The sequence below is a fragment of the Plantibacter sp. MPB07 genome, from assembly GCF_046619465.1.
Lineage (GTDB): Bacteria > Actinomycetota > Actinomycetes > Actinomycetales > Microbacteriaceae > Plantibacter > Plantibacter auratus.
Genome location: NZ_CP177043.1, coordinates 2,686,971 through 2,698,669, shown reverse-complemented (window position 1 = coordinate 2,698,669; position 11,699 = coordinate 2,686,971). Strand labels below are relative to the sequence as shown.

General features: G+C 69.3%; 12 protein-coding genes. 4 read left to right on the top strand and 8 right to left on the bottom strand.

Going from position 1 to position 11,699, the window contains the following annotated elements:
- Positions 1–141: 141 nt before the first annotated feature.
- Together ACLIME_RS12455 and ACLIME_RS12450 are read right to left on the bottom strand one after the other, a co-directional pair.
- Positions 142–900, bottom strand: coding sequence for a DeoR/GlpR family DNA-binding transcription regulator (locus ACLIME_RS12455; protein ID WP_411557107.1), 759 nt, complete (start codon positions 898–900; stop codon positions 142–144).
- Positions 901–1,094: 194 nt separating this feature from the next.
- Positions 1,095–1,685 (bottom strand): TetR/AcrR family transcriptional regulator, encoded by a 591-nt coding sequence (locus ACLIME_RS12450; RefSeq protein ID WP_411558796.1) that lies wholly within the window; start codon positions 1,683–1,685, stop codon positions 1,095–1,097.
- 148 nt (positions 1,686–1,833) lie between these two features.
- Between ACLIME_RS12450 and ACLIME_RS12445 the strand changes: the two genes are divergently transcribed.
- Entirely contained in the window at positions 1,834–2,667 is an 834-nt protein-coding gene (locus ACLIME_RS12445; RefSeq protein ID WP_086475226.1) for an alpha/beta fold hydrolase, read from the top strand.
- A 153-nt stretch (positions 2,668–2,820) separates the two neighbouring features.
- Here the strand turns inward: ACLIME_RS12445 and rhaI are convergent, their stop codons facing one another.
- Entirely contained in the window at positions 2,821–3,987 is a 1,167-nt protein-coding gene (rhaI, locus tag ACLIME_RS12440) for an L-rhamnose isomerase (protein WP_411557106.1), read from the bottom strand.
- A gap of 82 nt (positions 3,988–4,069) precedes the next feature.
- On the bottom strand, positions 4,070–4,429 hold the full coding sequence (locus ACLIME_RS12435; protein ID WP_411557105.1) for an L-rhamnose mutarotase: 360 nt from the start codon (positions 4,427–4,429) through the stop codon (positions 4,070–4,072).
- A gap of 217 nt (positions 4,430–4,646) precedes the next feature.
- Here ACLIME_RS12435 and ACLIME_RS12430 point away from each other — a divergent pair, with 217 nt between their 5' ends.
- Positions 4,647–5,939, top strand: coding sequence for an MFS transporter (locus tag ACLIME_RS12430; RefSeq protein WP_192006339.1), 1,293 nt, complete (start codon positions 4,647–4,649; stop codon positions 5,937–5,939).
- An 18-nt stretch (positions 5,940–5,957) separates the two neighbouring features.
- On the opposite strand, the gene ACLIME_RS12425 is transcribed toward ACLIME_RS12430, so the two are convergent.
- Positions 5,958–6,827, bottom strand: coding sequence for an NAD-dependent epimerase/dehydratase family protein (locus tag ACLIME_RS12425; protein WP_411557104.1), 870 nt, complete (start codon positions 6,825–6,827; stop codon positions 5,958–5,960).
- A 39-nt stretch (positions 6,828–6,866) separates the two neighbouring features.
- On the opposite strand from ACLIME_RS12425, the gene ACLIME_RS12420 reads away from it, so the two are divergent.
- Positions 6,867–7,475, top strand: coding sequence for a DNA alkylation repair protein (locus ACLIME_RS12420; protein ID WP_411557103.1), 609 nt, complete (start codon positions 6,867–6,869; stop codon positions 7,473–7,475).
- A 67-nt stretch (positions 7,476–7,542) separates the two neighbouring features.
- Here ACLIME_RS12420 and ACLIME_RS12415 read toward each other — a convergent pair whose 3' ends face one another.
- From ACLIME_RS12415 to ACLIME_RS12405, 3 genes are all read right to left on the bottom strand, one after another.
- Positions 7,543–8,985 carry an arabinose isomerase gene (locus tag ACLIME_RS12415; protein ID WP_411557102.1) on the bottom strand — a complete coding sequence of 481 codons (1,443 nt, stop codon included), beginning with the start codon at positions 8,983–8,985 and terminating at the stop codon, positions 7,543–7,545.
- Positions 8,986–9,085: 100 nt separating this feature from the next.
- Positions 9,086–10,120 (bottom strand): LacI family DNA-binding transcriptional regulator, encoded by a 1,035-nt coding sequence (locus ACLIME_RS12410; protein ID WP_411557101.1) that lies wholly within the window; start codon positions 10,118–10,120, stop codon positions 9,086–9,088.
- Between the two features lie 130 nt (positions 10,121–10,250).
- Positions 10,251–11,180 (bottom strand): aldo/keto reductase family oxidoreductase, encoded by a 930-nt coding sequence (locus ACLIME_RS12405; protein WP_079706405.1) that lies wholly within the window; start codon positions 11,178–11,180, stop codon positions 10,251–10,253.
- Between the two features lie 48 nt (positions 11,181–11,228).
- On the opposite strand from ACLIME_RS12405, the gene ACLIME_RS12400 reads away from it, so the two are divergent.
- Positions 11,229–11,657, top strand: a complete 429-nt coding sequence (locus tag ACLIME_RS12400) for a PLD nuclease N-terminal domain-containing protein (protein WP_202938752.1) — start codon at positions 11,229–11,231, stop codon at positions 11,655–11,657.
- Positions 11,658–11,699: the final 42 nt, after the last annotated feature.

The following is an 11,699-nucleotide window of genomic DNA, read 5'->3' as shown; positions in this document are numbered from 1 at the left end:
TCAATCGTGTTAAGTATGACAAGAAGTCACAGATGTCGCAATGGCGGATGTCCCGATCTCAGGAGAACCTCGGCGCGTTGCGGTCGTCCCGTAGCGACGCGCGCGGTGACTCCTGAGAACGGGACGTGCGGGGCCTGGTGGTCAGAGGAGTTCGACGGCGTCGCGGTAGGCGTCGAGCGCAGCGTCGGCGGGGTCGAGTTCCGTGACGAGGAGGTCGATGTCCGCCAGGGCGAAGCCGACTGCCATCGCGCGCTGTCCCAGCTTCGAGGACGCGGCGACGAGGATCGTCTCGTCGGAGGCGCGGGCGAACGCCTGCTTGACCTGCGCTTCTTCGAGGGTGACCTCCGAGCTGCCGACGGTCGGGTCGATGGCGGCGGCCGACAGGAAGAAGCGCCGGTAGAGCACCGACGACGCCGCTTGGCAGGCGATGGGGCCGATGAAGCTGTCGGTCCGCGACTCGGCTTGGCCGCCGACGAGGATCGCGGTGACCTCGCGGTTCGCGCCGGCGAGGATGAAGTTCGGGTAGGAGTTGGTCGCCACCGTGAGGGTCGACTCGCCGAGCAGTCGACTGATGCCGCCGGCCGTGCTGGAGGCGTCGATCGCGATCGCGCCGTCCGTCGGGATGAGCGACCGGAGCTTCTCGACGATGGCACCCTTCTCGCGGACGCCCGTCGCGGACCGCTCGGTGAAGGTCCTCGGTCGCAGGGTCGGGATGGCGCCACCCCGGACGCGCCGCACCAGGCCGAGCTGCTCGAGGTCGGCGAGGTCGCGTCGCACGGTCATCGAGGACACGTCGAGCTCCGTAGCCGCGTCGTCGAGGCGGATGCTGCCGTCACGTTCGAGGATCGCCGTCAGTCGGGTCCGTCGTTCCTCGGCGCCGAGCGTGCCGGTCGTGGCCATGTCGCCCCCTGTCCATCGGTGTCGGACGTGTCCGTTCGTGTCCCTCTCAACAGGATGTCACAGCGGGAGATGCCGAATGGTTCCCAACTCAGGAGCACCCCCGCGCGTCGGTCGAGCGACGCGGCGTGGCGTGCGCAACGCGCCGCGAGCGTCCTGAGTTACGGACTGCCGTGCATCACGAGCGCACGGGTGATTCAGGAGGAGGCGTCGATGAGCGTCTCGGCGGCGCGACGAGCGTGCAACGCGGCCTCGGGGGAGCCCGTGATGGCGGCGGTGGTCTGGGCGCCCTCGGCGAGGATCGCGAGTTGGGGGGCGAGCGATGCCGGAGCGCCGGCGTTGGCGACGAGGCCGGCGACGTAGTCCTGAAAGGACGCCTTGTGTTCGCGGGTGATGGTGGCGACCGCCGGCGAGACGCCCCCGAGCTCCCCGAAGGCGTTGATGAAGCCGCAGCCGCGGAACGAGTCGTCACTGAACCAGCCGGCCAGGTAGTCGTAGATCGCGAGGAGTCGGTCGCGGGGCGTCTCGGCGTCGTCCACGAGCGCGCTGACGCCGGTGGTCCAGAGCTCGTGCCGGCGCTCCATGACCGCGAGGACGATGTCCTCCTTGCTCGGGAACGCCGAGTACAGGCGCTTCAACGACACGCCGGCCGCCGAACGCAGTTCGTCCATGCCGACGGACTGGATGCCCTTCGCGTAGTACAGGCGGTCGGCGGCGTCGACGATGATGTCGCGCACGGAGGCCGGTGTCGCGGGTGCGGCCGCCGGGCCCGACGACGCGATCGTCATCGTCTGTTCGCTGGTCATTCCATCAGTGTACTTGCATTGAGAACGATCGTTCCCTATGCTGATGGTCACCGAAGAGAACGATCGTTCTCAAATCGGGGCGTGGAACCGGGCGACGAGTCCGGACGCCGAAGACGAAAGGAATCGAACCATGTCGTTCATCACCGTCGGAACCGAGAACAGCACCTCCGTGGAGCTCTACGTCGAGGATCACGGCAGCGGCCAGCCCGTCGTCCTCATCCACGGCTACCCCCTCGACGGCTCCTCGTGGGAGAAGCAGACCGCGGCGCTCCTCGACGCCGGCTACCGCGTCATCACCTACGACCGCCGCGGCTTCGGCAAGTCCTCCAAGCCCACCGAGGGCTACGACTACGACACTTTCGCCGCCGACCTCAAGGCCGTCGTCGACGGGCTCGACCTCAACGACGCGGTCCTCGTCGGCTTCTCGATGGGCACCGGCGAGGTCGGCCGCTACCTCGGCACCTACGGCTCGGAGCGCATCGCGAAGGCCGTCTTCCTCGGATCGCTCGAGCCCTACCTGCTCCAGACCGACGACAACCCGACGGGTGTCCCGCAGGACGTGTTCGACGGGCTCCTCGCCGCCGTCACCGACGACCGCTACGCGTTCTTCACCAGCTTCTTCGAGAACTTCTTCAACACGGACGAGAACCTCGGCTCGCGCCTGAGCGAGGAGGCGCTGCGGGCCAACACGCAGCTCGCCTACAATGCGTCGCCGTACGCCTCGGTCGCTGCGCAGCCGACCTGGCTGACCGACTTCCGGGCCGACGTCGCGAAGATCGACGTCCCGTCGCTCATCGTGCACGGCACCGGCGACCGCGTCCTGCCGATCGACTCCACCGGTCGCGTGTTCGCCAAGGCGCTGCCCTCCGCCGAGTACGTCGAGATCGAGGGCGCGCCGCACGGCATGCTCTGGACCCACTACCGGGAGGTCAACGAGCAGCTGCTCGCCTTCCTCGCGAAGTAGTCGGCTCTGTCGGCTCGCAATTCAGGTCCGTTCCGGCGCGTCGGCGAACTCGGCCGGCGCGCCCGGGGTGACACGCCGCGCGCGTCCTGAGTTGTGAACGTCCGAAGCCCCGCGACCGGGATGGTCGCGGGGCTTCCTCGTGTTCGGGTGTGCCTACGCGCCCCAGCTCGCCTGGGTCCCGCCGACGCGCTCCTCGGCGATCTGCTGCTGGTAGCCCGAGGCCAGGTAGGCGCCGAACGGGTCGGCCGGCAGACCGCGGCTCTCGCGCCAGGCGGCGAGCGGTCCGCGGACGTCGGTGTAGAACGCGTCCATGAGGATGCCGTTCGCGCCGAGGACGTCACCGGCCTCCTGCGCCGCGGTCAGTGCGTCGCGGTCGACGAGCAGTGCGCGCGCGGTCATCTCCTGCACGTTCAGCACCGAGCGGATCTGCCCGGGGATCTTGTCCTCCACGTTGTGGCACTGGTCGAGCATGAACGCGACCGGCGAGTCGTCGTCGAGGCCGCCGCCGCGGACGACCTCATAGAGGATCCGGAACAGCTGGAACGGGTCGGCTGCACCCACGATGAGGTCGTCGTCGGCGTAGAAGCGCGAGTTGAAGTCGAACGAGCCGAGCTTCCCGAGGCGCAGGAGCTGGGCGACGATGAACTCGATGTTCGTGCCAGGCGCGTGGTGGCCGGTGTCGAGGCAGACGAGGGCCTGGTCGCCGAGCTGGGCCACCTGGGCGTAGGACGTTCCCCAGTCGGGGACGTCGGTGTGATAGAACGCGGGCTCGAAGAACTTGTACTCGAGCACGAGTCGCTGCTCCTCGCCGAGGCGGGCGTAGATCTGCTGGAGCGAGTCGGCCAGGCGGTCCTGCCGTCCGCGGATGTCCTGCTGGCCCGGGTAGTTGCTGCCGTCGGCGAGCCAGATCTTGAGGTCCTGCGAGCCGGTCGCGTGCATGACGTCGATGCAGGCGAAGTGGTGGTCGATCGCCTTCTGACGGATCACCGGGTTGCTGTGGGTCAGGCTGCCGAACTTGTAGTCCTCATCCTGGAAGGTGTTCGAGTTGATCGTGCCGAGCGCGACGCCGTGGTCCTCGGCGTAGCGACGGAGTGCGCTGAAGTCGTCCACGAGGTCCCACGGGATGTGGAGTGCGACCTTCGGCGCGAGGGACGTTAACTCGTGCACCTTGGCGGCGTCGGCGATCTTCTCCTCCGGCGTCCGCGGGGTGCCGGGCGTCGTGAACACCTTGAAGCGGGTGCCGGAGTTGCCGAACGCCCAGGAGGGGAGTTCGATGGCCTGCTTCTCGAGCAGCGGGGTGATGGTGTCGAAACTGGTCATGGTCACTTCTCTGTGCGTGTTCCGGTGGTCTGGGGCGCGTTCACGGCGCTGGTTGCAGCATACGTGAATCGTTTCAACGATGCTACTCGTGCAGGGCGTCGAGCTGATCTTCGAGGTGGAACACCTCGGTGAGCTGGAGGAAGCCCTGGTCCGGCGGGAGGTCGAGGTCGACGAAGAACTCACCCATCTCGGCCTGCCAGCGCGCGTTGACCTCGGTCTCGGCCATGCCGGCCTGGGCCGCTTCGAGGGATGCCGTCTCGAAGTACCCGATGAGGAGGCCGTCGTCGCGGACGAAGAGCGAGTAGTTGTGCCAGCCCGTGTCGGCGAGGGCCTGCAGCATGTCCGGCCAGACGGCGGCATGGCGTTCGCGGTACTCCGCAAGGCGTTCGGGTTTGACCTGGAGCTGGAAGCACACGCGGTGCAGGGGTCGGGCACTCGTCATCGAGGCGTACCTTTCGGTTCGGTGTCACGGACACTCTGAATCGATTCAGAGGATCGCAAGCAGCGTATCCGGGCGATCGGCCGCGGGTCAACGGACCGACTGCCCGGATGTCTGAAGGTCTGGACAGGGTGCATCGACCGTTCGACGGTCAGGGCGCGCCCGTCGTCCGCGCCGATCACCCCTGGACACCTCGGAGCGAACTCCCTAGCGTGGACCCATGGCTGCCGATGACGCGCCACCCGATGCACCCACGATCGACGGTTCCGACGGTTCGGAGGAGACGACCGTCGCCTCGGAGAGCCCGCGCTGGCGTCGCGACGTCGCGGTGTTCCTGTCCGGACAGACGGTCTCGCTGTTCGGCTCGATGCTCGTGCAGTACGCGATCATGTGGCACCTGACGCTCGAGACGAAGTCCGGAGTCGTGCTCGCGTTCGCCGCCGTCGCGGGGTTCCTGCCGCAGGCGATCGTGTCGATCTTCGGCGGGGTGTGGGCCGACCGCATGAACCGCAAACTGCTCATCATCGCGGCCGACGGCTCGATCGCCATCACGACGCTCGCGCTCGCGATCTTCCTCATCAACGGCGCCGCCGACCTCTGGCTCATCTTCCTCACGCTCGCGATCCGCTCGGTCGGCGCGGGCATCCAGATGCCGGCGGTCTCCGCGCTCATCCCGCAGATCACGCCGACCGACAAGCTCATGCGGGTCAACGGCATCAACGGATCCATCCAGTCGGCCATGATGCTCGTCGCCCCGGCTGCGGCCGGCGCGCTGTACGCAAGTGCGTCGCTCGTCGCGATCTTCTTCGTCGACGTCGTCACGGCCGCCATCGGGATCGGGCTGCTGCTGCTCGTACCGGTGCGGACGCTCGTGCGGTCGGGCGAGCGCCCCGGCTACTTCGCCGACCTCACCGAGGGCGTGCGCTACGTCTGGCGCCACGGCTTCGTGCGCTGGCTGCTCATCCTCTTCGCGATCGTGTTCCTGCTGGTCGTCGCGCCGTCCTACCTCACGCCGCTCATGATCGCCCGCACCTTCGGCGACGAGGTCTGGATGCTCACCGTGAACGAACTCGCCTTCAGCGTCGGCATGGTCGGCGGCGGAGCGATCATCGCGATCTGGGGCGGCACCAAGAACCGCGTGCTCCTCATCGTCGGGTCCTCGGTGGTGTTCGGGGCGCTGTCCATCGGGCTCGGACTCTCGACCAACCTCTGGGTCTTCTTCGGCTTCATGTTCCTGCTCGGGATCGCTGTGCCGTTCTTCTCGACGACGTCGATGACCCTGCTGCAGGAGCGCGTCCAACCGGAGCGGCAGGGTCGCGTGTTCGGCTTCGTCGGCATCGTCATGGCGGTGTCGATGCCCCTCGGGATGATCGTGTTCGGACCGCTCGCCGACGTCGTGTCCGTCGAACTGCTCCTCGTCGTCGCCGGTGTGCTCACCTTCGTGGTGCTCGCCGTCGCCGTGCTCGTACCGTCCGGGCGACGGGCGATGGCCGAGGTGACGAAGCAGCCGTGATCCGCTCCGGTCGTCCGATCAGGGGAGCTGCGCCGAGTAGCCCTCGCGGTAGGTGGGGTAACGGTAGGTGAATCCGGTGTCGCGGAGGGCGGCTGCCATGATGCGCTTGCCGCGGTGCGGTTCTTCCGGCGTGCGACCGGCGTCGTCGAGCGCCGGGGGAGCGACGCCGAGTCGATCGGCGAGGAAGTCGGCCACCGTCGACAGCAGGACCGGCTCCTCGTCGATGCCCGCCACGACCGGCGGGAGTGATGCCGCCGACAGGTCGAGCAGGTGCACGATCACGCCCGCGGCGTCGTCGCGGTGGATGCGATTGGTCCAGCCGGAGGGCCGGGTGACACGGCCGTCTCGGACCTGGTCGACGAACATCGTGGACGTCGGACCGTAGAGGCCGCCGAAGCGGATGGCGCTCGCCTCGGGCACGGCGGCGAGGACGGCCTCCTCGGCTGCGAGCAGGGCGCGCGCGGTGCCGGTGGTCGGGACGGCCGGCGTGGTGTCGTCGATCCTCTCCCCGCCGTCCTCGCCCCACACCGCGGTCGACGACACGAACAGGATGCGCGGCGGGGTGCCGGGGAGTGCGGCGACCGCGCTCACGAGATGCCCGACACCGTCGCGGTAGAGGGCGTCATAGGCCTCGACCGAGCGTGCCCGCGGCGCAAGGGCCACCACGATCGCCGTCGTGTCCGCAGGAAGGTCGGGGGCGGAGGTCGTGAGGTCGCGGAGCTGGAGGGTGAAGCGCCCCTCGACCGACTCGCGCGCCGGGTTCGGCTCAGGGATCGGGTTCGACTCGGGCGCCGTGCGCTTCACGCCGACGACGTCCTCGCCTCGGGCCAGGAGCCTCCCGGCGACGTCCGAGCCGAGCTGTCCGAGTCCCACGATCACGACGGTCATCGCTCCACCGTACCCGGCGCCAGGGGTGAGAATGGTGGGATGAGTGCTGCGGGGGAGTTCATCGACGCGGCGCTCCAATACGAGGGCGACGGCTACCGCGCAGCGGACGTCGCCGAGCGGCTCGGCGACGGGCTCCGGTCCTACGGTTCATCCGTCGGGGCCGTGCGCGGGACCGTGCGCGACGCCCTCCGGAAGTTCCGCGGACTGGAGCACGACGAGCTGGCAGCCCTCGCCTCGGAGCTGTGGGCCGTGCCGGTCTTCGAGCGTCGGCTCGCCGCGATCGTCCTCCTGCAGTCGAGCGTCCCGGTGCTCAGGCACACCGACCTGACGAGGATCGAAGGCTTCGTCCGCGCCGGTCGGGTTCCCGAGCTCGCCGACCCACTGGCCACCGACGTCATCGGACCGCTCCTGGAACGCCTCGACGGGACGGCCCGAGCCAAGGCCGAGACCGTCCTCGACCGGTGGATGCAGGACGAGCCCTGGTTGCGACGGGCGGCACTGCTCGCCCCGATCCGCGAGCTCGGCGCGGGTGGTGGCGATGTCGATCGCGCCACCCGTCGGCTCGCCGTCGCCCTGGACGGGTTGCAGCGGCCGGCGCCGATCGCCGTGGTCGAGCCCGCTGTGGAGCGTCTTCGCGCCGTGCTCTGATCCGTCCGGTCGCGACTGCCCTTCGACAGGCTCAGGGACCGGGTTGGGCTCAGGGGCCGACGGTGCCTCACACCTGGCGGAAGTCGATCCCCAGCAGGCTCGCCGCAGCCCGGTAGTCCGCCGCCCGGTGTCCAAGCGACAGCGACCAGTGGTGACCGATACCGGTCGCGCTCCACTCGTCCACCCAGACACCCGGGTCACGCCCGAAGTCGACACGGCTCGTCGTGTTGCCGATCGCGAGCAGCGGGCCGGGGACGACCTCGCCCTCCGACGCGACGAAGGCGAGCGAGCCGTCGCGGTCCTGCCCCAACCCCAGCAGCGTGACCGGCCCGTGCCGCACGTCGAACTCGACGCTCACACCCCAGCCGCGCTTGCCGTGGTAGACCCCGAGCCCGCGCAGCAGCGGGTCGCGGGAGCTGACGGCGAGGTGCGCCGGACCGTCGTGCCCCATCTCGACGACCTCGTCCTCGAAGTCCAGCGCCTGGATCTCGCAGAACGACCCACCGGCGCCGACGACCTGGGTCGCGAGCTGTGCGACCGTGGTCCGCAGCTCGTACTCGCCGGTCGTGGGGATGCCGCGAGCGGTGAGGAGGGACGCGCCGAGGATCATGCCGGCGCCGAGTCGCTCGTGCTGTTCGCCGTCGCGACCGCGGTGGTAGTAGGCGAGACTGTCGAGCGCGAACTCGTCGACGAGCCGGTCGAGCCCGACCGACACCTTCGCTCCCCACGCGAAGTCGTCCTCGACCACCGTGTCGTCGAGGGTGAAGATCTCCCGGGCGAGGGCCATGCGGTCGGCGACCTCGGCGTCGGTCACCTCGTTGACGAGGACGCGGAGGTCGTCGAACTCCAGGACCTCGACGTGCGAACCGAAGGTGGTCGGCAGCAGGGTGAGGTCGGTGGAGACGTCGAGCATGCCGGGGTAGACGTGCCCCATGAGGCCGTGGCGGGCGTGGCGGATGGCTGCGCGGACGTGCGCCGCCCGGATCCACTGCGAGATCCGGTCCCACGCCGACTCCTGACGCAGCCAGCCCGACACCGAGCGGAACGGGATGCCCGCCCGACAAAAGACGTTGCCGACCTCGGGTACCGGGCACTGCCCGCAGTAGGCGAGCCAGGCACCGGTGTCGAAGCTCGCGTGGTCCATCCGCTCGGTCGGCTGCAGGTCGATGACGAGGACCGGGGTGTTCGCGCGCTGGGCGATCGGCAGGACCATCGAGGAGGTGAGGTAGGTGGTGAGGAACAGGACGATGAGGTCGCAGTCGCCCTGTCGGAGCTGTTCCGCCGCGGCGTCGCCCTCCTGCGCGTCCGAGATGAAGCCGACGTCGACGACCTCGGCGTCCATCTGCTGGAAGCGTTCCGAGACGTACCGGGCCGACGCCTGGAGCTGGGGGAGCAACTCCGGGAACTGCGGCCAGTAGGTGCCGAGGCCGCCGGCGACGAGGCCGATGCGGGGCTTCCGCCGTGCCTTCGGGGTGAGGAGCGGGTGGACGGCTGCTGCAGTGTGGGTCATCGTCGATCCTTGGTGGGTGCGGGTACGGGGATATTTAATCGATTAAATACTGGTGACGACTGTACCCGGGCGTCACCGCCGCGTCCAGCCTCGCCGCTGCTCAGGCCGGCAGGGGAGCGGACTCGCGGACGACGAGATGCGGCTCGAGCGTCCGGGTGACGTGCTCGTGCGCAGCGCGGTCGGCGCCCAGCTCGGCCAGGAGGATCTCGACGGCCACGCGCCCGAGTTCGTCCTTCGGCTGCTCGACCGTGGTGAGCGGCACCCGCCCGTCGGCCGCGAGCGCGAGATCGCCGTAACCGACCACGGACACCTCGTCGGGCACCGCCAGACCACCGTCGTTCAGCCCCCTGATGACGCCGAGCGCGAGCTGGTCGTTCGTGCAGAACACGCCGGTCGGACGCGGTGTCTCTGCCGCGATCCGACGGCCCGCGATGCGCCCCGAGTCGACGGTCATCTCGTCCACGGTGACCTCGCGGAGGTCGTCGGGGTCGAGACCGGCCGCGATGAACGCGTTCCGGGCACCCTCGCGTCGATCGGCGCACTGCGGGATCGCCAGGTCGCCGTTCACGAGCACGATCGACCCGTCGGACGCCGGGGTGGGACTGGCGAGCAGGTGGGCGACCGCCAGCTCCCCGCCGTGCACGTCGTCGATCGCGACGGAGCAGCCGGTGCCCTCGGGGGCGGTGCGGTCCATGAGCACGAGGCGGCTGCCGACCCGTCGCAGCTGGGCCAGTCGGGAGGCGTCGGCGGTCAGCGGAGCGACGAGCGCACCGGCCGCCCGGTGCTCGGCGAGCATCTCGAAGTGCCGGAGTTCGAGGTCCGGGTCGTCATGGCTCACGCAGAGCGCGACCGTGTAGCCGTGTTCGGCCGCGGCCTCGGTGACCCCGCGGGCGATCGCCGAGTAGAACGGGTTCGCGATGTCGGGGATGACGAGACCGATGAGCCGGTTCGTGCCCTGTCGCAGGGTGGCGGCAGCGCGGTTGGGGACGAAGTCGAGTTCCTCGATCGCGGCGAGGACGCGCTCGCGGGTGGCGGGGGCGACGATCTCGGGGCGGTTGAGCGTGTTGGAGACGGTCGCGTTCGAGACGCCGGCGAGTCTGGCGACGGCGGCGAACCCGATGTCGTGCTTCGCCATGCTGCCCTCCGCTTCCACTCCGAGCGTACCCGGCGCGACCCTCGTCCCGTTCTCAAGACTCCTTCGGTGTGGTGGGGCGATCTCCGCCCGACACGCCGCGGAAGTCCTGAGAACGGGACGGAGGCGACCGCTACGGGAGGGTGTGGCCCGCGGCGGTGAAGAGGCGGTACCACTCCTCGCGCGACAGCGTCACGTCGGAACCTGCGGCCGCTTCCTGGACGCGCGACGGCTTGGTGGTGCCGAGCACGACCTGGATGTTCGCGGGGTGCCGGGTGATCCACGCGGTCGCGATGCCGGACGGCGTCACGCCGTGTGCGGCAGCGAGCTCGTCGAGCACGTCGTTCAGCTCCGCGTAGTGCTCGCGGTCACCGATGAAGACGCCGGTGAAGAAGCCGGCCTGGAACGGCGACCATGCCTGCAGGGTCATGCCGGTCAGGCGGCTGTAGTCGAGCATCCCGTTGTCGCGGTCGATCGACTGGTCGAGGCCGGCCATGTTCGCGGCGACGCCCGACGCGATGATCGGGGCGTGGGTGATGCTCAGCTGCACCTGGTTGACGATGAGCGGCTGCTCGACGGAGCCCTTCAGCAGCTCGACCTGCGCCGGTGTGTGGTTCGAGACGCCGAAGTTCCGGACCTTGCCTGCGGCCTGCAGGGTGTCGAACGCCGACGCGACCTCTTCCGGCTCGACGAGGCTGTCGGGGCGGTGCAGGAGCAGGAGGTCGAGGTAGTCCGTCTTCAGGGCGGCGAGGGACTCGTCGACGGTGCGGAGGATGTGCTCTTCCGAGAAGTCGAAGAAACCCTTGCGGATGCCGACCTTCGACTGGATGAGCACCTGCTCGCGCTCGGCGGCGGTGAGGGTGACGGCGTCGCCGAAGCGACGCTCGCAGCCGTGACGCTCCGAGCCGTAGATGTCGGCGTGGTCGAACACGGTGACGCCGGCGTCTCGTGCGGTGTGGAACAGGGTGCGGATGGCCTCGTCGTCGAGGGCCTCGATCCGCATGAGGCCGAGGACGATGCTGGACGCGGTCAGGTCGGTCTGGGGCAGGGGGATGGTCTTCATCCGACCATCCTGGCCGAACCCACCGGTGGTCTGCCTAGGATTGACGACATGTTCGTGTTGTCGTTGCTGCTCATCGTCCTCACGATCATCGCGCTCATCGACGTGGTGGGGCAGCCCGAGCCCGTCGTGCGCAACCTGCCCAAGATCGTGTGGGTGCTGCTCATCGTCTTCATCCCGCTCATCGGCGTCGCCCTGTGGTTCCTGCTCGGCAAGGACTGGTCGACGAGCCGGATCAAGCTCCCCGAACGCCGGGGCCGGAAGCAGTCGCGGACGTCCGGCTCGTGGGGTTCGGGTCGAGGGTCCTCGTCGACCGCGACGCCCTCGCCGTCGCAGCCCGACCGCGCCGTCAGCAGCACGGAGGAGCAGCTCGCCGCCCTCGAGCGCGAGATCCAGGCCGCCGAGGACGCGGAGCGTATCCGCAAGCTCGAGCTGGAGATGAAGCGCAACGATCCCGACGCCGACGACAAACTGCCCTGACTCAGGAGTCCGTCGGCGCGCCGACCGGGTGTGGTCGCGGCA